The sequence below is a fragment of the Bradyrhizobium sp. WYCCWR 12699 genome, assembly GCF_032144035.1.
In the GTDB taxonomy this organism is placed as follows: domain Bacteria; phylum Pseudomonadota; class Alphaproteobacteria; order Rhizobiales; family Xanthobacteraceae; genus Bradyrhizobium.
In genome coordinates, this window is sequence record NZ_JAVTJN010000033.1 from 301,200 (window position 1) to 322,613 (window position 21,414).

A 21,414-nucleotide genomic window follows, 5' to 3' on the forward strand; every position below is an offset into this window, starting at 1 on the left:
TCCCAAGGCGGGGTCGGTTGGCAGCGACCCTCTCTCGAACGGCTAGAATTGTCGCCTGATCCCTTCTACACTTAATGGACAGGCGGAGCGGTCATGTCGCGAGAGAATGGAGGCCGAGGACGCAGGTTGGCGGCCATCATGGTCGCCGACGTGGCGGGCTATTCTCGGCTCATGCACAATAACGAAGAGGCTACACATGCCCGCCTCACGGCGCTTTTGACTGATGTTGTCGAGCCGACCATTAGGCAACACGGAGGCCGCATCGTCAAACACACCGGCGACGGCTTCCTCGCCGAGTTCCCGAGCGCGGTCGAAGCGGTTCGAGCAGCCGAGCACTTTCAGAGTGGCGTTGGAGACCTCGCAGCCGGAGAGGAGGAAGAGAAGCACATTGTCTTTCGCGTTGGCATCAACATCGGCGACGTCATCGTCGAGGCGAACGATATCTTCGGCGACGGCGTCAACATCGCCGCCCGCCTTGAGGGGATCGCCGAGCCCGGTGGTGTTTGCCTTTCCGCGTCCGCCCATGATCAGGTCAGCGGGAAGATCGACGTCGAATTCATTGATCTCGGCGAGCATAGCCTCAAGAACATTGCGCGTCCGGTACGCGCGTATGCAGTGAAACGCAACCGGCTCGACTTTGTCGCAAAGGGCTCAACGTCGCGTGAGCTCGCCGCGCCGCGTCTGTCGATCGTTGTGCTTCCTTTTGCTAATTTCGGTGGCAATCCCGATCAGGAATATTTTGTCGACGGTATCACCGAAAGCCTGACGACCGACCTGTCGCGCATCCCAAGCGCCTTCGTCATTGCACGCAATACTGCGTTCACCTTCAAGAACAAACCGGTGGACGCCCGCGTCGTCGGACGCGAGCTCGGTGTGCGCTATGTGATGGAAGGCAGCGTGCAGAGCAGTAGCGATCGCATCCGCGTGAATGCTCAGCTCATTGACGCGACAACCGGCGCGCACCTCTGGGCCGAGCGTTTCGACAAACCGCGCGCCGATATTTTCGACATGCAGGACGAGATCACCACGCGCCTTGCCCGGATCGTTGGTGTCGAGCTTGTAGCCGCTGAAAGCCGGCGGGCGGAGCGTGAGCGGCCAGGAAGCATGGACGCCATCGACCTCGCGATGAGGGGTTGGGCGATTCTGAACCAGCCCCTATCGCTGCGTGGCCACCGCGCGGCATGTGAGCTCTTTGAAGACGCGCTCCGACGGGACGATCGCAATGTCGAGGCGTTGATCGGCATTGCCACCTATCATTCTGATGAGGTTCGTACGTTTGCTTCGACAAACCGGGATGAACAGCTGCGTATCGCCGGGACGGCGATCACTAAAGCTTTGGATCTCGCTCCGCGTAACGCCGCGGCACATCTTATCTATGGGAATGTGCTCATGTCTCGGGAGCGACAGAGCGGTCCCTGCGCGAATTCGAATTTGCCATCACTCTTGATCGCAACTTGGCTTGGGCTCACGCCAATGCCGGCTTTGCGAAGGTGTTGCTCGGGCGTGCAAAGGAGGCGGAAGCGGACCTCATGAACGCTATCCGGCTGAGCCCGCGTGATCCCGGGTTGGATCGCTGGGACGCCCTGCTCGGAATTGCAGACTTGTTTCTTGGGAGGCTGGAATCGGCGCTGGACCGATTGCGCAAGTCGATCGAAATGAACCCGAACGTCGCCATGGTGCATTTTTTCCTGGCCGCCGCATCCAGTCTGAGCGGGCTTATGGACGAGGCGAGCGCGGCGCGGGAAGCCGGCCTCCGGCTCGACCCGAACTTTACGGTGGCCCGATTTCGCAACGAGCGGCGCAGTCAGAACGCTACATTTTTGAGCCAGAGGGAGCGGATCTATGAAGGCCTGCTCTTAGCTGGCGTGCCGAAAGGAGAATAAATGTCCTCCACGGCTGGTGAAATGCATGTCTGCTTTGGGTCTTGGCTGTGTGAAAACGCCAAGATGGTTGAGAGCGATAGAAGAAGTTGTTCGTCCAAGGCCGATCTAGCGCTTATGCGCGCAACCGATTTCAAGCCAGACGGCGAACTGAAGAACGCAATTCTAGCCGTTTTTCGCCTCCTCGCGTTTTTACACAGCAAGGGTCAATCGCGTCGATTCCCTCGCGTCCCCACGTGTCTGGTCCGGCCTCGACTGCCGACGTCCGGGACACGATGCCGATCTTCGCCTTCGGGCCAACAGCGAACATCACCGCTTCGTTCGTCTTTGGACTGAACTTACAATTTCCGCCGCTGCGTTTTGAAGCTCGGCCAGATGATGAGCTGCGAAGGCTTCGATGGAGAACGCTTTTTTGAGCCAGAGCATGTTGATCGCTCCAAGCACGCGGGGACCATCGCGCAGGGGAACCGCGATCGAAAATAAGCCGTCCGAGTGCGGCGGCCCACCATAATAGCCCCCGCTGTGCATTGAGTTGCGTATGCCATAACCGCGCTCCCGCACCTCGTCGAGAATAACGTTGAACCGCCCCGGTTCACGTGCAAGCCGGTCTTCGGGACGGCTCGATTTGCGAAGTAAATCGAGCACGCGTTGACGTTCTTTGGTCGGACAGTACGCAAGATAGGCTGTCCCGACGGCGGACCACAGCCAGTTGACAGGCAGTCCGATCCGCTCCTGCTGCAACAGGAAGGGACTCCGGGCCCGGGTCGTTTCGCGGATTTGCATGTGATCGCCTGCGGGCACCATCAAATCTGATGGCCAGGAGACGCGCTCGCACAAGCGCTCCAGGATCGGCGCCGCGGCTTCCGCTATCCGGTCGTGATGTTCGCGACGCGAGGGTGCATGCGAAAGCATGGCACCGATCCGGTAACGCCCGTCACCAAGCCTCCGCGTCACAATACCTGCTCGGGCGCAGGTGTGCAGGATGCGCAGTATGCTTGGTTTCGAGATGCCCGTGAGGAGGTAAAGCTCCTGCAGCGACGAATCCGGCTGCATCTGCAGCGCTTGCAGAACACGTAATCCGCGTTCCAAGCTCTTGATAACTTTTGGCCCGGACATCGAGTGACCTCACAGGTTCCACGGCGTGAAACGTACCATTTCACACTGCGGAACGCATGCCGATTTTCCTAGCTCGGCGCGAACAGGGGGCCGAAGCTGGCGTGCGTGCTGAAGTTCACTTTCATCGTTTGATGGAGACTTCCATGACATCTCACCTCTTTCGCCACTCCACCGTCTTATCAGTTGCGATCCTGCCTCTGCTTGCCGCCACAGGATTGGCGCAGTCATCCTTCCCAACGGGGACGATTCGGTTCGTGGCGCCTAACTCGGCTAGTACCCCGCCCGACATCATCAGCCGCATTATCTCGAGGGAACTAACGGAATCCGAAGGCTGGCGAGTCATTGTGGAGAACCGGCCGGGCGGCGTCACCACGATTGCGGCGAGCGACGTCCTGAACCAGCCGTCGGACGGCAACAGCCTCTTTGCGATGTCTGTACCATCGGTTGCAGCACCGTCGCTGGTGCCGAAAATCGCGTACGACCTAAGCAAGGACTTCGACCCTGTCATCAAGGCTACCGTCTCCTACAATGTGCTGGTCGTGAATCCATCGGTGCCGGCCACGACGGTGGCCGAGCTGGTAGCGCTGCTGAAAAGCCAGCCGGACAAGTTGACGTTCTCCTCGGGTGGCTTCGGCACGCCCGCACATCTTATCGGCGAGCAGTTCAAGCAGCAGACCGGTACGCGCGCCCAGCACGTTCCCTACGCGCAATTTTCGCAAGCGATCGGCGATTTGCTCAACGGCACAAACACGTTTCAGTTCATCACCGTATTGCCGGTCGTTGACCTGATTAAGACGGGCAAGCTGCGCGCTTTGGCGGTGACTGGTCCGAAGCGTGTCCCGGCCCTTCCCGACGTCCCAACCATCATCGAAGCTGGCTATCCCTCTCTCGTGGTTGAGGACTGGACGGGTTTCGCGGTCAAGCACGGCACCCCCAAGGAAACTGTCGCGCGGCTTAATGCAGCGATTAACAAGGCGCTGCAAAAGCGATCGGTCCAGGAAGCGCTGGCAAAGATTGGCGCCGAACCGGCAGGCGGCACGCCGGAGCAATTTGGCCGCATGGTCGGCGACCAGGTCGCGCACTGGTATCAAATCGTCTCCGGCGCCGGCATAAAGGTAGAGTAGCAATGACCGCTGATTTCCGGGTGACGCTGCTCGGGACGGGGGTACCGATCCCCCGTCCCGACCGGTTCGGGCCCAGCACGTTAATCGAGGCCGGCGGCCACACTCTTCTTATCGACGCCGGCCGCGGTGCTACGATGAGGCTATTTCAGCTCGGCGTTCCCATAGGCAGCATCGATGCACTGTTGCTCACGCATTTTCATTCCGACCACACTACAGGGATTCCAGACCTCTGGCTCACCGGCTGGCTGAGCTCTTATTTCGGCAACCGCCGGCGGCCTCTTAATGTGATCGGGCCCGTCGGCACCGCCAAGCTGATGCATCATATTGAAGCAGCCTATGCGCACGATATCGACATCAGGGTCGCGGATGAGAAGCTCGCCCGTGAGCACGCCGCTATCGACGTGAAGGAATTTGCTGATGACGGCGCCGTTTATCAGGCCGGCGACCTAAGGGTTGTTGCCTTCGCCGTCGACCATGGTGAGGCCATTAAGCCGGCTTACGGCTATCGAATCGAATATCAAAATCGGGTTGCCGTGATCTCCGGTGACACCCGCTACAACGTCAATGTGCTGCGCTACGGCGCGGGCGCTGACCTGCTGGTGCATGAGGTCGCCATGGCGCGGCCGGAACTTTTGAGCGAAGTTTACATCCGGCGCATTCTCAATCATCACACCTCGCCTCAGGAGGCTGGGCGAGTGTTTGCGAAGACCAAGCCGAAAATGGCCGCTTTTACCCATCTCGTCATGCTCGCGAGTAAGACCGTCGCGGCGCCTGCTATAGCTGATCTAGTAGCGGCGACACGCGAGACCTATTCCGGGCCGCTTGTCGTCGGCGAAGATCTGTCTAGCTTCGAGATAGGCGAGACAGTTACAATCGGACGTTCAAAATCGGAGATCTGAAAATGTCGGCTTCGGGTCACAAGCAGACTTCGCCAGATCGATCCATCTGACGGCGACGCAGGCACCCATTCACTTTTGCGGAAGTCCTGCCTTGCGCAAACCATCGGCGATCCGCACCCGCTGAGTGAGGCAGGTCGGATGATCCGAGGGCGAACTGGCGTGGAATTCGGCGATGCTGAAACCAGGGTCGAGAACGAGGCCCGCCTGCAACGACGCCTGCGCTTCCTCGATCCGCCCGAGATGCGCCAGCGCCGCCGCCAGATAGAAGTGAACGAATGCCGCGACATTCCGGTTGTTCTCGATTGATCGCTTGAACCAGTTGACCGCAGCTTCATCGGCGGCAAGATATGACTGCGCGACGCCCGCGGTATTCATCCAGCTGGACGCCCGGCTGTCTCGAGGTGACAGCCGAAATGCATTCATGATGCAGGCTTCGGTTTCCTCAGCCCGGCCGAGATAGCACTTGCCAAGTCCAATCCACGCGTGAGCGGCGGCCAGATTTCGATCCAGCGCCAAGGCGCGCTCGCATTCGGCGATACCCTGGGCGGCGCGCTTGGAGAAAATCTGGGTCACACCCACGATGCAATGCGCCATCGCATGATCTGGCGTGTGTGCCAGAATCTCGGCCAGGGACGCCTCGACCGCCAACAGGCGCGCGGTTCGGTCGCTGGTCATCATGGACGTGGCCCGCATGGCATCGACGAATGCCATCCCAACCTTGGCCTCAACGTTGCCGGCGTCCAGGCAGAGGGCCCGTTCGAAGAATTTGCGCGCTTGTGACAGGATTGCGGGAGCTCCTCCCCGGTTCACACTGGCCATGCCCTGGAAATACAGATCCATCGAATCGGGATGTGGCGCCCGCGCCGCCCGGCGGGCCTCGGCAGTGACCAATTCCGTTCCGAGCTGGCCCGCAAGGCGCGCACCGATTTCATCTTGCATGTCGAAAATATCGGCGATCGGTTTGTCGAATCGCTCAGCCCACAGATGATTGCCGGATTCGGCATCGATGAGCTGGACGTTGATGCGCATGCGGCCACCACCACGTTGCACGGAACCTTCAAGAACATAACGAACGCCAAGTTCGCGACCCACCTGCTTCAGATCAACATGCTTTCCCTTGTAGGTGAAAGCAGTGTTGGGACCGATCACGAAAATGCCGGCCATGCGTGATAAATCCGTCGTCAGGCTCTCAGTCACGCCGTCGACGAAATATTCCTGGTCGGGATCAGGGCTCAGATTGGCGAACGGCAGAACAACAAGTGAGGGTTTGTCAGGGACGGCGAAGGCGGGTCTCGGCGAGCCGCTCGCGATGGTCGCGCTCGCCGGATCGGGCATTTCATGTACCGTGCCGACGAAACGGAAGCCCTTGCGCGGAAGGGTCTTGATGAGACGTTGCTCATCACCGGAGTCACCAACGGCCTTCCGCGCTGCATTCAGGCGTGTGGTCAGAGCCACTTCCGAGACAGCGCGGCCTTCCCAGATGGTGCGTATGAGGTCGTCCTTGCTGACGACGCGCTCACGATTGTCGATCAAATAGCCGAGCAAGTCGAACACTTGCGGCGCGATGGCGATTACATCCGCCCCGAGACGTAGCTCGCGCCGATCGGTATCGAATGAAAAATCTTCAAAGAAATAGCGCACGCCACTTCCCCGTAACTGCGACATCGATGTTCTTACACCCGAGCGCAAGAATAAGCTGACGGTAAAGAAAAAGTAAGCCGGAAACCAAGCCAGCCCCATCCCCGCCGTGGTACATGAAAACGTAGAGCGGGGGCCGTGGCATCAAACCGCGGTGAGGAGACAGTTGATGATCACACGTCGTGATTTGTTGACCGTGGCGACGGCTGGCGTCGCGTTCTCCGCCGCGAACATTGCGCAGCAGGCCACCGCACAACAGCTGCCAAGAACCGCACATATATTGTCGGGTTTCACGCCCGGGCTGCAGGACGCCCTGGCAAGGCTCGTTGCCGGCCAGATGAAAGATTATGCGGAAACGATTGTAGTCGAGACCCGGCCGGGTGCAGGCGGTCGTGTCGCGGTGGAGGCGGTGAAAACGGCCGACGCCGACGGATCGGTCATGCTGCTCGCGCCGCTTGGATTCATGATGTTCTTTCCACACGTCTACAAGTCGCTCAGATACCAGCCGCAGGATTTCACCCCGGTCTCGACCATTGCCTCGACCCCGACATTGCTGACGATCGGTTCGAAGGTGCCAGGCGAAGTGAAGACCCTTACAGATTTCGTCGCTTGGTGCCGCGCCAATCCGAAACAGGCCACCTACGGCACGCCGGGTGCCGGGACCACTCTGCATTTCCTTGGTGCGATGCTGGGGCGCACTGCCGGCTTCGATTATCTTCACGTACCCTATCAGGGCAATGGCGCGATTCAGGATTTGCTCAAAGGCGAGATCGCGTCGGCGATCCTGCCAGTCGGCAGCTCGCTCGGCCTCGTCCAATCCGGCGATATTCGGGCCTTGGCCACCACCGGCCCGCGCCGCAGCCCGTTCGTTCCCGCGGTACCGACGGTGAGGGAAGCCGGCTATCCGTCGCTAGAGGACCTCACATGGTATGGGTTCTTCGTTCCCGCGAAGACACCGGCCAACATCGTTGAAAAGCTCAATACCGCCATCCAAGCGGCGCTACGCACCGATGAGGTCAAGTCCGGCATGGAAAAATTGGCGGTCGAGCCCGACGCGATCGCTATGGGAGACTTTTCCCGGCTGATTACATCCGAATCCGATCGGTGGAAGGCGATCGTACAGGCAACCGGCTTCGTCCCGACCGATTGATCTAGGAGATCGGACCGGCGGAAGTTTCGATTTTAGGAACCATCGGGGGAACACATGAGCCAATCAGAATCTATTCATGATCTCGTGCAGGCGCATCGCATCACGGCGGTGATCTATGTGGCGGCGAAGCTCAATCTCGCCGAGGCCATCGGCGAAGATGCGAAATCGGCCGCCGAGCTCGCCGGGCTGGTATCCACGGACGAGCGCGCGCTACGCAGACTACTCGTTGGCATGACAACCGTCGGCCTCTGCAAGCAGGTGGACCGGGACCGATTTTCCTTGACCGATCTTGGGCGGCAGCTCGACGGCAGCGCCGATCAATCTTTCAAGGACTGGGCTCTGTTTGAGGGCGAGATGCTCGTGCAATCCTGGAGCGGACTAATCGATTCGGTTCGCACCGGAAAAAGCGCGACCCAGCTCCGGGGAGAAGGCGACGACCGCTATGCCGCGGGAGGCAATTCGCCGGAATGGATCGCTCGGTTTAACGCCGCGATGGTTAATCTCACGCGGACTGTGGTTCCTAGGATCGTTGAGGCCTTCGACTTCTCGACCGCGCGTGTCGTCCTGGATGTGGGTGGGGGCACCGGCGAACTGCTCGGCGGCGTGCTGGGGCACCACCCCGGTCTTGAAGGGATCGCCTTTGACCTTGCACGCTGCGAGGAAGCAGCACGGGCACATTTCGACCGTCTGAGTATCGCAAATCGCTGCCGCTTCGTCGCCGGCAACTTCTTCCAAACGGTGCCATGCGGCGCCGACACAATCTTATTGAAGAGCATCATCCATAATTGGAAGGACGATCGTTGCAGGATCATCCTACGCAATTGCCGGGATGCACTTCCATCCGGCGGCAAGCTGATCATTGTCGAACGGATCATGCCGGAGGCTGCCGTGGCCGACCCTGAACACCGTTCGCGCGCTATGAGCGATCTCAATATGTTGCGGGGAACCGGCGGCGTCGAACGAACGGAATCCGAATACCGCACGCTGATTGAGTCTGCCGGCTTCGTTTTTGCCAGAACGTCCAGTGCCGGTGCGTTCAGCCTTATCCAGTTTGAGAAGGTCGCCAGCTGATCTCGGATAATTTAAGGGCATCGCAAGGCCGATTTCTCCGTTTGGAGGGAAACAATGTCACGCAGAATATCGCGACGACAATTTGCGGCAGCGACCGCCATGTCATCTGTTGCCTTCTTCGCGGCGCCTCATGTGCGCAGTGCTTACGCCGCCGGCAAACTATCGATAGGTCTCTGGGATCATTTCGTGCCTGAGGCTAACAAGGCGTCGGGCGATCTCATCAAGGAATGGGCTGCGAAGGAAAAAGTCGAGGTCCAGATCGATTACATTACAACCCAGGGCAACAAGCTCTTGCTGACCATCGCCGCCGAAGCGCAAGCGAGAGCTGGCCACGACATTCTCGCGATGTCGACGTGGCGGCCTCACACGCATGCCGAGCAGCTCGAGCCGGTCAACGATATCATGGAGCCGATCGTCAAGCAGAACGGCGAGGTTAACAGCGTCGTGCAGTATCTCGGCCAAGTGAACGGCGGATGGATGGCCGTTCCGGCCACGGCTGGTAGCCAAATCCAGGCTTCATGCTCTCGCATCGACCTGATGAAAAAATATGCCGGCATTGACGTGCAGGACATGTATCCGGCCGGAGGAGCACCGAGAGCCGACAATTGGACAACAGAAACCTTCCTGAAAGCAGCAGAAGCCTGTCACAAGGGAGGATTTCCCTTTGGAATCGGATTGGGAGAGACGATCGATAGCGTCGCTGCTGCCGGCGCATTCTTCCACTCATTCGGCGCACAGCTGGTCGACGCCTTTGGTAAGATCACAGTCAGGACCGACGAAGTGCGTCAAGCTCTGGAATTTTACAGGAAGTTGATCGGGCTTTTGCCTCCCGATGTAGCAGCGTGGGACGATGCATCCAATAATAAATGGCTCATCTCCGGCCGAGGAGCGCTGATCATGAATGCGCCCAGTGCCTGGGCGGTGGCGAAGCGAGATGCTCCACAGATCGCCGCGCAATGCTGGACCCACGGCTTCCCGGCGGGTCCGAAAGGCCGCTTCGCGCCGTACCTGCCCTTCTTCTGGGCGATATGGAAATTTACTAGAAACAAGGAAGCCGCCAAGAGCCTCCTCGTTCATCTCTCACAGCCGTCATCGATTGAGAGAATGGTGGTTGCAAGTGGAGGCTATGATTTTCCAGCCTACGAGAAGTTCACGACGTTGAAGATTTGGGCGGAAGCAGAGCCCCCCAAGGGCACCCTTTATCACTACCCAAATCCCTACAAACATCAGAAACTCTCCGTCGTGGCTTCGCCGGCTCCGCCGAAGATTGCGTCGCAGATCAATGTCCAGGCGACGTTAACCAAGATGTGTCTCCGTTACGCACAAGGCGAAGCGATGGAGAGGGTTCTCGCTTGGGCGGAAGGCGAGTGCGAGGGCTTCATGCGGACCTGAAAAAGAGAGGGCATGCAATTACCGGCCTACAGCGCGGTCCTGCTGCCTGACGGCGTAGCGCCTATACTTTGGACGGGACTGCGTGCCGCCGCTCGCTATGGAAAATCGAGGTGCGGCGGCGACAAAGCCGAGGAGGACAGCGGACACCGTAAGGACAATCGTCGGGGAAGAGTGGCTGATCATCTTGGTATGCCCTCGTCCGGAACACGCGGCGCGCGCCCGTCATTCGACATCGCCGATGAGTCGCCCGGCGATCCATTCCCCAGGAATCTCCTGCTAGGCCTTTAGCAGCCGGCTGTTCGCAGGCGTTTTTAAGAATTTGCTTCAATATTGATTGAGTCTGCTGCGGGTCACAAGCAGTCCTCCACCGGCTGCGTGAGCTGAGGGACCACAAGCAGGCGAGAAGACTGATCACTAACAGCCATTAAAAAGCTTTAGGGGGAGGCCCACCATCCGTCGGGAAAAACAAGCAACGTCCAATCCACTTGGTTGTCGCTCTGAGGGGGGCTGACACCTCCTGCATTTCTGCCTGGTGGCGTGAAGCGACTGCGGCGGACAGACAGGACGCGGAGATCGCGGCTTCGGAGGCGGCGAGAAGCATGGCGTCTAGAGCGCAATGCTGGTGCACCGCGGGCGCGCTCTGCATCTTCGACTAGACTTCGAAGGTCTTCCAGCTCTGAGAGCTGAGAGGCAAGGTCGCAAAGTCGTTGCAGATAAAGGATCGCGCGAGAGCTTCGCATAAATGTCCTCCACAGTACAAAACGCACTACTAGGACGGGAAAAATCGGCAATCTACCATGGCCAGAGACCGGCTTTCAATATGTCAGGCTCACTGGCTCCAAATGCCACGGAGGGCTATAGCGATTTGCATAGTCCTGCCGCGCGGCATCGACATGGCGGAGCGGCTTCGCTGCCCTTGCGCAGCAGCAAATCTTGACAATAAATGCTGGGCGACTGGGGCGGACTGAGGCGTGCCGTGAAACTTCTGACCGAGTATCTCGAGCGCGCAGTTCAGCTGGAAGCTTTGGGACGAAGCGAAGCTGACCCGGCTTTCAGGCAGCAGCTGTTCGAACAGGCCAAATTATATCGTGAGCTGGCGGCAAGGCGGGCCAAGGATTATGGGCTGCCGCCCCCCAGCCCTCCGGAAACTCAAAATAGACATGGCTTAATCACGATCTTGCTGAGCTGGACTCGTCTCAATCTGCTGAAGTTGCTCGAGCAGCTCAGCTTCCAGATCACGAAGGTTCTTCGCACTTACCCCTTCCGAAAAGTCTTTCTTTAACCGCCGACACCGGGCGAGCTTTTGCTCGACTGCCAGTTTTTCCTGTTCAAGGTCCATACCGCTGAAATTCCCGCGAGACGGAAATGTTCCGGGATTTCACGTGCCGAAGGTGTGTCACGGGGCCTGACGTTTTCAGGAGAAAGTGGCAATATGCGCAAATGGAGCAGGATAGATCATCGAAGCGACGCCGGGTCTTCAAATCTGGGAAAATCATATTTGGCCCGACAGCCCTTGATTGCGTCGTGAGAGATATTTCGGAAGTCGGAGCGAGGATCGCAGTCAAAAGCCCGCTCTGGTTTCCTGACAATTTTGTGCTCGGTATTCCCTCTGACGGTCTCTTGCGGCATTGCCACATCGTCTGGCGGCAAGACGGTCAGTTTGGGTTGGCGTTCGACGATTAAAGGGCGCCTCGGTTGGCGGCCATTAGTGCTGCGTCGGCTGCTCTGGGATCTGCTCGCCGTGCAAATGGTCGAGGACCTGGCCGAGGTCGCGCATATCGAACAGTTCCCCGCATATGGTGCAGCGGATAAAGTGCTCGCGTTCGTCCTCCGCGGTGAAGCCGGGGGATTTGCCTTCGGTCGGCATCAAGCGACGCTGCGCAGCGGCAGGGCCAATTGCACGTTGAACGGACTTGTCGCATTGGCGTGTATGAAGTCCTGCAGGGCAGGCGAGATCTCCGCATCTGTGTTGGCGGCGCGTTCGGCCAGGGCGTCAGCGATGTCAGGGGTTGCGTCCCGCGACCACCCCTCGACCGCATTGAAGCACACGATGCGGAGCGGATAGGCGTATTGCCCGGAAAGGATATCCCGCAGGACGGTCTTGAGGTCGGTATCGGCTTCGTCGGTCTCGCGCCAGGCGCATCCCGCGCGAGCGCCGAAATCCTCGAGCTCCGAACTCTGGGCGAAGAGACGGCCCCGGCAGGGGATTTTCAACGGGGGTAGGCCGGGGCCGCTCCGCCGGCTTGGCGGCAGCCGGCGAGACTCTTAATTTTTTCACAAGACCTTCGTTCCAGTCGTTCGATCCTGCAGCTGGGCTCTACGCAACGGTGCGGTTTGGTCGCGATTGCAACTTGAGATGCCTAGTCACAGTCCAAAGTGCGTGAGAAAATCAAATCATAGTCGTGCGTCGCGGAGGGAAGCCCGATGCGCCTTGCTTTGCCTTATCTCGGAATTTGTCTCTGCACCTGCCTCGCGGCATGGCTGTCCTTGGTGCTGATCTACTGACCGAGTAGGTCCTCACCAGACGTCACCAACGTCACATAGGTGCCGCTTTCGTGGAGCGTCAGCCAGCCCTGCTGGATGGGGCGAGGCCGGCGCTGAATTCGCTGTGCCGCTACGCCGCCGCAAAGTCGCTCGAGCTCGCCGAGGTGCCGGTGGTGCCGCTCGGGCACCTGTCCGAGGCCGCCCGCCGGGCCTACTGCATGGCGGACAACCGCATTGCGGAAAGCTCGACCTGAGACGAGCAGCTGCTCGCCCGCGAGATGGCGTATCTGCGGCAGGCCGGCGCCGTCGACCTGGCGTGCTCGGTTTCTCCAAGAAGGAAATCGACCGGCTGCTCAAAGGTGCGCACGGCGGGCCACGCGGGCGCACGGAGCCCGATGCGGCGCCGGCGCGGCTGAAGGTCGCCGTCTCCCGGCTTGGCGACACCTGGCTTCTGGGCGGCCACCATGGCCCAGCAGCTCAGATATACGCCTATCCGTTGGCGCAGAGCCGCACGGTCCAGCAGGAGCAAACTGAGGCGGCATCTTCAATCGTGGAGTCATCCATGAATGGGATCATGGATATGATGACCGGGATGGGATGGAGCATAAGCCTGATCGTCCTGCTCGTTCTCGCGCTGATCGTGCTCGGCATCGCTGCGCTCATCAAGTACCTAGCCAAATAGCGCGACGAATTAGGACGCGGACTCATTAAGGCGCAGCCACAGGCTGATTGACGCGAGTTGAACGAATGCAAGGTAGTTGGCAGCGAGCCTATCGTAGCGCGTCGCGACCCGACGGCAATGTTTGATCTTGTGGAAGAACCGTTCGACCTGATTGCGAGCGCGGTAGAGATATGGGCTGAAGCAGATCGGGGCGCTGCGATTGCTTTTCGGGGGGATGTTGGCCCACGCACCCTTCTTCATGGCAAGCTCTCTGATCCAGTCGGCGTCATAGCCGCGGTCGGCAAGCAGCATTGCCCCGGATTGCAAACGAGACAGCAGTTTTCCGGCAAGTCGAACGTCATGGGCCTCGCCGGGGCTCAACGCCAGCCGTACCGGCCGACCATTACTATCGACCACCGCATGTATTTTGCTCGTCAACCCGCCGCGTGACCGTCCCATCGATTGGCGCTGGTTCCTTTTGATGCAGGCTCCATGCTGGTGCACGCGGACAATGGAGGTATCGATCATCTGGACGCCGGTATCATGGGCGCCGGCAAGTGCTTCCATGATACGGCAGACACCCGCTCGCCGCCACCTGACAAAGCGGTTATAACAAGTGGTATACGGACCAAACGCCTCGGGGAGATCACGCCAGGGTGCTCCGGATCGCAAGACCCAGAAAATTCCATTGAGGACACGGCGGTCGTTAACCCGAGGAACGCCACGCGGCTTGTTAGGGAGCATGGGCTTGATGGCAGTCCATTCATAATCCGCGAGTTCGTAGCGCATGATTCGGGCCCCAGTTTGGAAGTTTGAATCACGGCAATCGCACCGAAAGCAACGCCTAGATTTCCTCTGGTCCGGCGCTTACGGGCAGAGCGGACATCAAACAACCGATAGTCCCCGCCGAAACCGTCGAATATGACCCGAAGCACCGTTGGACCTGATGTGGCGAGTTCGCCAACTTAATCGGCGAACAGGCGCACCGCCGAGCGGCGAAGGCCGCTGACGGACGGCATTTTTAGTCGATCCGATATCATCTCTCTGCAAGACGGAATGGAATCTTTTAACGAACTGCCGACTCGAGACCTTGGAGAATTTCACGGGCGCGCTTTATTGAAAAATCATGTGCCGCCCGATCGAAGGACGGGCTCCCCCGCATCATGTAACCGTGGCGCCCCCCGAGAAAGATGTGCAGTTCGACGTTGTCCATACTCGCCGCTAGATCACGATACGCTTCCAGCACCTCGACTGGCGCGCGATTGTCCTCGTCGCCCCAAATGAGACAGACTTGCTCGCGAACCCCGACAAGTTCGTGAAGATAGTCCAGCATCTGGGATCCGTGGCAGCAGATACCGGCGGCATAGCCAAGTCGTTTCGGCCCGAGAATCGCATACGGGCCGCCGTAGCAAAACCCCATGACCACCGCCTGGCCATTGAATTGCGGAATTGTGCCGAGGTGCCTCAAGGTATCGATCATATCGTCTTCGCCGGCCTTGATTTGCTCAAGGCGCGGCTCGGCGCGCTGGGCCGTGCGCGGGTCGTTCCGGGAAAGCGGCCCGGCAATCGAACGCCAGAACAGATCCGGCACCGCGACAACGAAGCCATATGCCGCAAGCTCGTCGGCGATTGCGAGCATGTCGGTATCCACGCCATGAATGGCGGAAGCAAGCACAACGCCAGCAGCCCGCTTTTCAGGCTCGGGCGTGACCAGATAGCAATCGAACGCGCCGCCGCCTTTCGCGCAAATCCTGCTGAACTTCCCTTGCATCTCGAATCCCACCTTTCGCTTGAGGTGCAGCGGCAATGCCTGGTCCAGCTGGGATGCGCGGTACAGAGATTGCGGCTACCCAAGACACCGTTATCTATTCCGGTCGGATCTTCGCCAGGCGGATCACTTTGGCCCACTTCTTGGTTTCACCGGCCATCAGCTTGCCGAAATCGCCGGGCGAGCCGCCGAGTGCCGTCGCGTCGAGACCACGAAGACGCAACCTGAACCCCGGATCGGCCAGAACGGCGTTGGTCTCGTTGTTGAGCCTTTCGATAATCGCGGCCGGCGTGTCCTTCGGCGCGCCGAGGCCGAACACCGAACTCGCCTCGTAACCTGGCACGAATTCGCCGATGGCTGGAACATCCGGCAGCGCTTCGGATCGCGCGGCCGTCGTTATCCCAAGCGCACGCAGCTTGCCGCTCCCGATGTAGCCGATCGATGGCGCCAAGTTCACAAAGACGACCTGTACCTGCCCGCCGAGCAGATCCGTGATCGCGGGCGCAACGCCTCGATAGGGCACATGCTGAAGATCGAGTCCGCCGGCTTCCTGATTGAACAGTTCCGCGGCGATATGGGTGATCCCGCCCACGCCACCCGAACCATAGGAGAGTTTCCCGGGATTGGCTCTGGCATAGGCGATGAACTCTGGAATTGTATGGGCAGGAACCGATGCGTGTATCACCATCACCAGGGAGCCACGGGTCAGACTCGCGACCGGCGCGATATCCCGCAGGAAATTGAAATTAAGATTTTCGTAAAGCGTTGCATTGATCGCGTTGGGGGAGCCAACCAGCAGGAGAGTGTAGCCGTCCGGAGGCGCACGCACGACCGCATCAGTGGCGATGTTGCTTCCCGCTCCGGGTCGGTTCTCGACGATGAATTGCTGGCCCAGCCGCTCCGAGCACCATTGCGCCACCAGACGCGCAAGGATGTCATTTGGCCCGCCCGCGGCGAAGCCAACCATGATGCGCACTGGCCGGGACGGGTAAGTATCGGCCCGAGCCAAGCCCGACAGCAGAGGTGGCGCAGCCATCCCCATTGCGAGGTGCAGAAATTGACGTCGGGAGGGCGTCATACGCATTGCTCCGTCGAACCTGCACTCGCACCGGCTCTCTTCAACGCGCTGAAGATAGTTGATGCTGTCATAAGCGCATAAGGCTATTGTCTGATGAGATCATCTCAAAACGGAAATGGGGTACTCTCATGCAGATGAGTGATCGCATCGGAAAACGAATGAAGCTGCAGGACCTGCATGTGCTGATGGCGGTGGTGCAGGCTGGCAGCATGGGCAAGGCGGCGCTCATACTCGATACCACCCAGCCTAATATTTCGAGATCGATCGCGGAGCTTGAGCATGCGTTCGGCGTCCGCTTGTTGGATCGCCACCGGCGAGGGATAGAACCGACGGAGTGCGGCCGCGCCCTGCTCGATTGCGGTAGCGCCGTCTTCGACGAACTACGCCGCGGTGTGAAGAGCATCGAATTTCTGGCCGACCCCACCGCTGGTGAAGTGCGGATTGGAACCACGGCTTTTCTGGCGGCGAGCTTCGTCTCCGCTCTCATCGATCGGCTCTCCCGGCGTCATCCGCGGATCAGATTTCAGCTCTTGACCGGCTACCTAGAGACACTGCACCGCGATCTTAGCGAGCGCAAAGTCGATCTGTTAATCGTGCGGAGCAGCGGCCCGATGACTGACGAACGGTTGCATTTCGAATTTCTTTTTGAAGATCACTATGTCGTCGCGGCTGGTGCGAAAAATCCTTGGACCCGGCGCCGCGACATCCAACTCTCGGATCTGGCGGAGGAACGTTGGGTGCTTCCACCGCGGGAGAGCGTGATCGGATCAATCATCACGCAAGCCTTTCGCGCCGGCGGATTTGAATATCCACGCGCGACGGTCGTCACTGATTCCCCCCATATGCGGGTCAGCTTGCTGGAGACAGGGCGGTTCATCACGGTTTTCCCGTCTTCCGCACTGAAATTTCTCACCAAGAGGGCAGCGCTTAAGGTGTTGTCCGTTGAACTGCCGGCGGCACGTCGACCGAACGGGATCGTCACTGTTAAGGATCGCGCCGTCAGCCCGCTTGTGCAGATCGTCATTGACAGCGCCCGTGAGCTCGCAAAGCCGACGGCGAAACGAAAGTGACAAACCGTATGTCTACTTTGGGCCATCGCGACATATTGCGCTGCGGCGCGGACTTGGTCGCTATTGCGGTGGCGGACATCGCCTTGTCGCATCTCGGCGCTGGGTTTATGGGTACATGGCCTAGGGCTTGCGCCGCAGCACTTGCTGATCGACGCCAAGCGATTGAAGGAGATCGATATCCCTCAGCAGGCCATCATCAAGGGCGACGCCAAGTCCGCCAGCATCGCTGCGGCGTCGATCCTGGCGAAAGTCGAGCGCGACACGGTCATGCGGACTCTCGACATTCGTCACCCCGGCTACGGCTTCGCGGATCACAAGGGCTACCCCGTGCCGGCTCACTACGAAGCTCTTGCCAGGCTCGGTGCATGCGCCGCTCACCGTCGGTCGTTCGGCCCCGTACGCAAGGGTCTCGGGTTGCCGCCCCTGCCGCCGTGGCCTTCGGCATCCGAGCGGGCCGCCGGTTGACCGGGTCGGACGTCTCGTCACGGCGGCGCTATTTTCGCGACCAACTCCTTTCGCGAACGACGTCCTTGGCCTTTTTGTCGGACCGCAGTCCTAGATAGACCGGCTGGCGCAGCTCTCCCTTGCTGGTCCACTCCGCGAACTTCACCTCTGCGACCAACGAAGGACGCACCCAGGTCGTGACCTGCTCATCCTTCACCTTGACGGAAAAGGGCGACTTGGCCGGCTTGAGCTTCAGGAGCTTGCCGTAGAGCTCTTCGAGAACCTGGTGGCTGAAGCCGGTGCCAACGTGGCCGATGTACCGCCATCCGCCATTTTCCCGCACCGCCAGCGCGAGAGCGCCGAAGAACGGCCGGGTCCGCCTCGGCGCCGTGAAGCCGGCGATCACGACCTCCTGCCGCTGCGCGGTCTTCACCTTCAGCCAATCGCGGTCCGGCGTCCGGAGGCGTAGAGGCTGTCGGCGCGCTTGGCCATGATACCTTCGAGATGCCTTCGCTCAGCTTCTGCGAAGAACTTCGTCCCCTTGCCTCTGCGGTGGTTGCTGAACGCGATCAGCTTGCGGCGCGGCAGGATGCTCTTTAGCCGCTTCTTGCGCTCGAGAAGCGGCAGCGCGCGCAGATCCTCGCCGTCCGCGAACATGAGGTCGAACGCGCAGTACAAGAGCTTGGCCTCATGGCGCAGAGCGTTCTGAAGCAACTGGAAATGGGAGGCCCCATCCTTGCCGATCGCGACGAGTTCGCCATCGATCACGGCATCCGCCTTCACGCCCTCTAGCGCTTTCGCGACCTCGACATAGGAGTGGCTGATGATCTTCCCGTTACGGCTATAGAGCGCGACCCGACCACGCCGGATTTCAGCCACCATACGAAAACCATCGAATTTGTCCTCGAAGATTCAGTCGGGATCGTCGAACGGCGCATCCGTCAGCGTGGCCAGCATGGGCTGCAGGCGAAGAGGCAAGGTCGATTTTCGGGCCATGGCAGGGGCTCTCTACAGGGCCGGCAAAGGCCGAAACGAGGAGGATGGAAGGCGAACCCGCGCGCTGTCGCCGGCCACGAGCGGTCCCCCGGCCCGGACCACGCCCAGCACTCCAGATTTGAACGGAAGGCCCGTTTCCGCCGACGAGAGCACCTGTCGCTTCAGGCCGGCCCGGAAGCGGTCGATCAGGACGCAGGGCGTCCGCAGGCCCGTCAGCTCGACGACTGCGGACGACCCGAGGTCGATCAGTGTCCCGAGCGGCATCCGTTCGAGGTCCAAGCCGGCGGTGGTGACGTTATCGCCGAGGTCGCCGGCGCCAACCTCGAAGCCAGCTTCGAGGAGCGATGGAAAGAGTTCGGATGGGATCAGGTGGACCTGCCGGAGATTGGGCAGACGGGGCCGGCGGCGTGCCAAATAGCGGTGCCGGACGAACGGGCCGGCGTGGGCGTCGCCTTCGACGCCGTGGCCTTCCACCAGGATTATGCGCTCCCGAGTTGGTTTGCTGAAGTGGTGCCCAGGGTCGGCGGCGACCGCCACCACCTTTCCCAGCAGCGCAAATTCTTGCTTCCGCGGCATCAAGCGGCGCGGGCCAACGAGCGCCGCTTGTGGCGCAGGTAGCGCGTAATCTCGGTAAGCGACATCGCATTCAGGACCCGGTCAGCAGGAACACCGCCCTTACGGGCCATCAGGACGCCCCAGTGCATGTGGTCGAGCTCGGGAATCGAGTGCGCGTCCGGATTGATGCTCAGCATGCAGCCGAACTCCAGCGCCGCCTGATGCCAACGCCAGTCCAGGTCGAGCCGCCATGGGTGGGCGTTGATCTCGACGACGACGTCGTGCTTCGCGCAGGCCCGCAGCACCTTTTCGACCTCGATTTCGTAGCCCGGCCGCCGCTGTAGCTGCCGCCCGGTCATGTGGCCGAGGATAGTCGTGTGAGGGTCGGAAATAGCCCGAAGCAGCCGCTGCGTCTGGGCTTTACGCTCCAGTTTGAACCGGCCGTGTATGCTGGCCACCACGAAGTCGAAGCGCTCCAGCACCTCGTCGTCGTAGTCGAGCGACCCGTCCGCCAAGATGTCGGACTCGATACCCTTGAGGATCCGGAAGTCCTTGCTGAAGCGCTTGTTCAGGCGGTCGGCTTCCCGGTGCTGCTGCGCGATCTCCTCAACTGTGAGGCCGCCCGCGTAGTGGGCGGACTTGGAATGGTCGGCCACGCCGAAATACTCGAAGCCCCGCTGGCGCGTGGCCTTAGCCATGGTCTCCAGCGTCTCGGTGCCGTCGGAGGCATCGGTATGGCAGTGAAGGATGCCGCGCAGGTCCTGGTCGGTGACGAGCTTCGGGAGCTTGCCTTTCAGAGCCGCCTCGATCTCGCCGCGCCCCTCCCGGAGCTCAGGGTCGATGAAGGGCAGCCCGAGGGCGCGGTAGATGTCGGCCTCCTCGCCTGCGATTAGCGTGCGGCCCTTGTGGAGGCCGTCAGCGTCGAACCGCATACCCTTCTTGGCGGCCAAGGCCTGAAGTTGCTCGATGTGGCCGGCGGAGCCGGTGGCAAAGAGAAGGGCGGCGCCGAAGTGCTTGCGGTCGGATACTCGGGTTTGCAGCCCGTCGGCCGATGGAGTCGATGTCTTGTCCGGCTTGGCAGCCTCCGCAACGATCGCGAGATCGCCGACGAGTTCGCAGCCGCGGCGAAAATCGCCGGCGATCGTCACACGCTTGAGTTCGGGGCGGGATTTGCGGATCGAGTCCTTCGCATGCGCGAGCAGGGCGGCGGCGCGGTGCAGGTGGAGGCGGCCTTCTCCGCTTTTGGCGATTGCGAGGTTCTGCAGGATCTTGCTCTGCAGTGCGGCGCCGAGTCCCTTCGCCTTCTTGATGCGGTCATGCTTGGCGGCGGCCTCCAACTCCGACAGCGAGCCGATGCCGAGATCTTTGTACAGGCGCAGCACTTTCTCCGGACGAAGGCCGGGCACGGCGAGCATCTCGAGCACGCCCGCGGGAAACTCCTTCCGCAGCTTTTCGAGGCTGGGATGACTGCCCGTCTTGTGAAGTTTGGTGATGATGTCGGCAATAGCATCGCCGACGCCCGGGATCTCAGTAAGCCGATCCTCGGCGACGAGCACTTCCAGAGGAACGGCTACGGCCGCCAGGCTGTCGGCGGCCCGAGAGTAGGCTTTCGCCCGGTAGGGATTGCCTCCTCGCAAGGCGGTGCGCTGCGCGTACTCTCGCAGGAGCTTTGCCACACCTCGCGCGTCGAGCGAAGGCATTCAGCCAGCCTCCCGGTCCGAGCTTTGCGGCGCCGCCGGAGCAAGACGACCGCCGGAGCGGTCACTTGGCCGGCGGTCGAGAGAGGCCTCGAGCTTCTGGGCTGCGCGGAAGTCCTCAAGATGCTGGACATTGGGGCCGTAGGCAGCCTCTTTCTTGAGGAGATTGTAGATCCGGCCGGCCACCAGTTGTAGATGCTTCATCTTGCCCCGCGGCATGGATCTCGCTCTGCAGAGAGCTCGGATGGCGTAGGCGCGGAAGTAGTCGAATGCGTCTGACATGATGTCAGTAAACGCCGGCTCTCGCCGGTTGTTCGATGGGCTCTGCCAGATCGCCCGGCGTCCTGCCGCAAATGCGCGAAGTGTGGAACTCCTCGCCGCCTTCGAAGTT

Annotated in this window: 22 protein-coding genes and 2 pseudogenes; 13 read left to right on the forward strand and 11 right to left on the reverse strand. The window is 60.4% G+C overall.

The window, feature by feature from the left end; translation table 11 throughout:
* Positions 1-126 precede the first annotated feature (126 nt).
* Positions 127-1,533, forward strand: a complete 1,407-nt coding sequence (locus RPS27_RS21540) for an adenylate/guanylate cyclase domain-containing protein (RefSeq protein ID WP_313754297.1) — start codon at positions 127-129, stop codon at positions 1,531-1,533.
* Complete coding sequence (locus tag RPS27_RS21545) at positions 1,530-1,883, forward strand: hypothetical protein (RefSeq protein WP_313754298.1); 354 nt, start codon at positions 1,530-1,532, stop codon at positions 1,881-1,883. The genes RPS27_RS21540 and RPS27_RS21545 overlap by 4 nt, the downstream gene beginning before the upstream one ends.
* A gap of 306 nt (positions 1,884-2,189) precedes the next feature.
* Here RPS27_RS21545 and RPS27_RS21550 read toward each other — a convergent pair whose 3' ends face one another.
* Entirely contained in the window at positions 2,190-2,996 is an 807-nt protein-coding gene (locus RPS27_RS21550; RefSeq protein WP_313754299.1) for a helix-turn-helix domain-containing protein, read from the reverse strand.
* Positions 2,997-3,139: 143 nt separating this feature from the next.
* Here RPS27_RS21550 and RPS27_RS21555 point away from each other — a divergent pair, with 143 nt between their 5' ends.
* Positions 3,140-4,120 carry a tripartite tricarboxylate transporter substrate binding protein gene (locus tag RPS27_RS21555; protein ID WP_313754300.1) on the forward strand — a complete coding sequence of 327 codons (981 nt, stop codon included), beginning with the start codon at positions 3,140-3,142 and terminating at the stop codon, positions 4,118-4,120.
* Positions 4,121-4,122: 2 nt separating this feature from the next.
* Positions 4,123-5,019, forward strand: coding sequence for an MBL fold metallo-hydrolase (locus tag RPS27_RS21560; protein ID WP_313754301.1), 897 nt, complete (start codon positions 4,123-4,125; stop codon positions 5,017-5,019).
* A gap of 69 nt (positions 5,020-5,088) precedes the next feature.
* Here the strand turns inward: RPS27_RS21560 and RPS27_RS21565 are convergent, their stop codons facing one another.
* Positions 5,089-6,660, reverse strand: coding sequence for a winged helix-turn-helix domain-containing tetratricopeptide repeat protein (locus RPS27_RS21565; RefSeq protein ID WP_313754302.1), 1,572 nt, complete (start codon positions 6,658-6,660; stop codon positions 5,089-5,091).
* 166 nt (positions 6,661-6,826) lie between these two features.
* On the opposite strand from RPS27_RS21565, the gene RPS27_RS21570 reads away from it, so the two are divergent.
* From RPS27_RS21570 to RPS27_RS39745, 5 genes are all read left to right on the forward strand, one after another.
* Positions 6,827-7,807, forward strand: coding sequence for a tripartite tricarboxylate transporter substrate-binding protein (locus RPS27_RS21570; RefSeq protein WP_313754303.1), 981 nt, complete (start codon positions 6,827-6,829; stop codon positions 7,805-7,807).
* 54 nt (positions 7,808-7,861) lie between these two features.
* A complete protein-coding gene (locus tag RPS27_RS21575; RefSeq protein WP_313754304.1) occupies positions 7,862-8,878 on the forward strand; it encodes a methyltransferase in 1,017 nt (338 codons plus the stop codon).
* A gap of 54 nt (positions 8,879-8,932) precedes the next feature.
* Positions 8,933-10,270, forward strand: a complete 1,338-nt coding sequence (locus tag RPS27_RS21580) for an extracellular solute-binding protein (protein ID WP_313754305.1) — start codon at positions 8,933-8,935, stop codon at positions 10,268-10,270.
* A gap of 976 nt (positions 10,271-11,246) precedes the next feature.
* On the forward strand, positions 11,247-11,552 hold the full coding sequence (locus tag RPS27_RS21585; protein ID WP_313754306.1) for a hypothetical protein: 306 nt from the start codon (positions 11,247-11,249) through the stop codon (positions 11,550-11,552).
* Positions 11,553-11,710: 158 nt separating this feature from the next.
* Entirely contained in the window at positions 11,711-11,953 is a 243-nt protein-coding gene (locus RPS27_RS39745) for a PilZ domain-containing protein (protein WP_038949304.1), read from the forward strand.
* Positions 11,954-11,975: 22 nt separating this feature from the next.
* Here RPS27_RS39745 and RPS27_RS21590 read toward each other — a convergent pair whose 3' ends face one another.
* The gene (locus RPS27_RS21590) at positions 11,976-12,140 is read right to left on the reverse strand and encodes a hypothetical protein (RefSeq protein WP_313754578.1); all 165 of its coding nucleotides are present in this window, start codon (positions 12,138-12,140) and stop codon (positions 11,976-11,978) included.
* A complete protein-coding gene (locus RPS27_RS21595; protein ID WP_313754307.1) occupies positions 12,137-12,484 on the reverse strand; it encodes a hypothetical protein in 348 nt (115 codons plus the stop codon). The genes RPS27_RS21590 and RPS27_RS21595 overlap by 4 nt, the downstream gene beginning before the upstream one ends.
* 341 nt (positions 12,485-12,825) lie before the next feature.
* Between RPS27_RS21595 and RPS27_RS21600 the strand changes: the two genes are divergently transcribed.
* Positions 12,826-13,008, forward strand: a complete 183-nt coding sequence (locus RPS27_RS21600; protein WP_313754308.1) for a hypothetical protein — start codon at positions 12,826-12,828, stop codon at positions 13,006-13,008.
* 62 nt (positions 13,009-13,070) lie between these two features.
* Complete coding sequence (locus RPS27_RS21605) at positions 13,071-13,436, forward strand: hypothetical protein (protein WP_313754309.1); 366 nt, start codon at positions 13,071-13,073, stop codon at positions 13,434-13,436.
* 9 nt (positions 13,437-13,445) lie between these two features.
* Here RPS27_RS21605 and RPS27_RS21610 read toward each other — a convergent pair whose 3' ends face one another.
* From RPS27_RS21610 to RPS27_RS21620, 3 genes are all read right to left on the reverse strand, one after another.
* Positions 13,446-14,204 carry an IS5 family transposase gene (locus tag RPS27_RS21610; protein ID WP_313754310.1) on the reverse strand — a complete coding sequence of 253 codons (759 nt, stop codon included), beginning with the start codon at positions 14,202-14,204 and terminating at the stop codon, positions 13,446-13,448.
* Positions 14,205-14,481: 277 nt separating this feature from the next.
* Positions 14,482-15,222 (reverse strand): dienelactone hydrolase family protein, encoded by a 741-nt coding sequence (locus RPS27_RS21615; RefSeq protein ID WP_038949298.1) that lies wholly within the window; start codon positions 15,220-15,222, stop codon positions 14,482-14,484.
* Positions 15,223-15,280: 58 nt separating this feature from the next.
* A complete protein-coding gene (locus RPS27_RS21620; RefSeq protein WP_409517561.1) occupies positions 15,281-16,261 on the reverse strand; it encodes a Bug family tripartite tricarboxylate transporter substrate binding protein in 981 nt (326 codons plus the stop codon).
* Between the two features lie 158 nt (positions 16,262-16,419).
* On the opposite strand from RPS27_RS21620, the gene RPS27_RS21625 reads away from it, so the two are divergent.
* Together RPS27_RS21625 and RPS27_RS21630 are read left to right on the forward strand one after the other, a co-directional pair.
* The gene (locus tag RPS27_RS21625; RefSeq protein ID WP_313754312.1) at positions 16,420-17,331 is read left to right on the forward strand and encodes a LysR family transcriptional regulator; all 912 of its coding nucleotides are present in this window, start codon (positions 16,420-16,422) and stop codon (positions 17,329-17,331) included.
* Positions 17,332-17,442: 111 nt separating this feature from the next.
* Positions 17,443-17,796, forward strand: a pseudogene (locus tag RPS27_RS21630) (ribonuclease HII); the annotation flags it as partial.
* Between the two features lie 28 nt (positions 17,797-17,824).
* Here RPS27_RS21630 and ligD read toward each other — a convergent pair.
* The 4 genes and pseudogenes from ligD to RPS27_RS21650 all read right to left on the reverse strand — a co-directional run bounded on the left by ligD (position 17,825) and on the right by RPS27_RS21650 (position 21,242).
* A pseudogene (ligD, locus tag RPS27_RS21635) lies at positions 17,825-18,771 on the reverse strand (non-homologous end-joining DNA ligase).
* A gap of 12 nt (positions 18,772-18,783) precedes the next feature.
* Complete coding sequence (locus RPS27_RS21640) at positions 18,784-19,347, reverse strand: MOSC domain-containing protein (protein WP_313754313.1); 564 nt, start codon at positions 19,345-19,347, stop codon at positions 18,784-18,786.
* Entirely contained in the window at positions 19,347-21,026 is a 1,680-nt protein-coding gene (locus RPS27_RS21645; protein WP_313754314.1) for a PHP domain-containing protein, read from the reverse strand. The genes RPS27_RS21640 and RPS27_RS21645 overlap by 1 nt, the downstream gene beginning before the upstream one ends.
* Positions 21,027-21,242 (reverse strand): hypothetical protein, encoded by a 216-nt coding sequence (locus RPS27_RS21650; protein WP_313754315.1) that lies wholly within the window; start codon positions 21,240-21,242, stop codon positions 21,027-21,029. It abuts the gene before it with no gap.
* Positions 21,243-21,414: the final 172 nt, after the last annotated feature.

Bases quoted from the DNA above. Each gene is read 5' to 3' on its own strand.
- RPS27_RS21545 (WP_313754298.1), top strand. From the start codon at position 1,530: ATGAACGCTATCCGGCTGAGCCCGCGTGATCCCGGGTTGGATCGCTGG.
- RPS27_RS21550 (WP_313754299.1), bottom strand. From the start codon at position 2,996: ATGTCCGGGCCAAAAGTTATCAAGAGCTTGGAACGCGGATTACGTGTT.
- RPS27_RS21555 (WP_313754300.1), top strand. From the start codon at position 3,140: ATGACATCTCACCTCTTTCGCCACTCCACCGTCTTATCAGTTGCGATC.
- RPS27_RS21560 (WP_313754301.1), top strand. From the start codon at position 4,123: ATGACCGCTGATTTCCGGGTGACGCTGCTCGGGACGGGGGTACCGATC.
- RPS27_RS21570 (WP_313754303.1), top strand. From the start codon at position 6,827: ATGATCACACGTCGTGATTTGTTGACCGTGGCGACGGCTGGCGTCGCG.
- RPS27_RS21575 (WP_313754304.1), top strand. From the start codon at position 7,862: ATGAGCCAATCAGAATCTATTCATGATCTCGTGCAGGCGCATCGCATC.
- RPS27_RS21580 (WP_313754305.1), top strand. From the start codon at position 8,933: ATGTCACGCAGAATATCGCGACGACAATTTGCGGCAGCGACCGCCATG.
- RPS27_RS39745 (WP_038949304.1), top strand. From the start codon at position 11,711: ATGGAGCAGGATAGATCATCGAAGCGACGCCGGGTCTTCAAATCTGGG.
- RPS27_RS21610 (WP_313754310.1), bottom strand. From the start codon at position 14,204: ATGCGCTACGAACTCGCGGATTATGAATGGACTGCCATCAAGCCCATG.
- RPS27_RS21620 (WP_409517561.1), bottom strand. From the start codon at position 16,261: ATGACGCCCTCCCGACGTCAATTTCTGCACCTCGCAATGGGGATGGCT.
- RPS27_RS21625 (WP_313754312.1), top strand. From the start codon at position 16,420: ATGAAGCTGCAGGACCTGCATGTGCTGATGGCGGTGGTGCAGGCTGGC.
- RPS27_RS21640 (WP_313754313.1), bottom strand. From the start codon at position 19,347: ATGCCGCGGAAGCAAGAATTTGCGCTGCTGGGAAAGGTGGTGGCGGTC.
- RPS27_RS21645 (WP_313754314.1), bottom strand. From the start codon at position 21,026: ATGCCTTCGCTCGACGCGCGAGGTGTGGCAAAGCTCCTGCGAGAGTAC.
- RPS27_RS21650 (WP_313754315.1), bottom strand. From the start codon at position 21,242: ATGCCGCGGGGCAAGATGAAGCATCTACAACTGGTGGCCGGCCGGATC.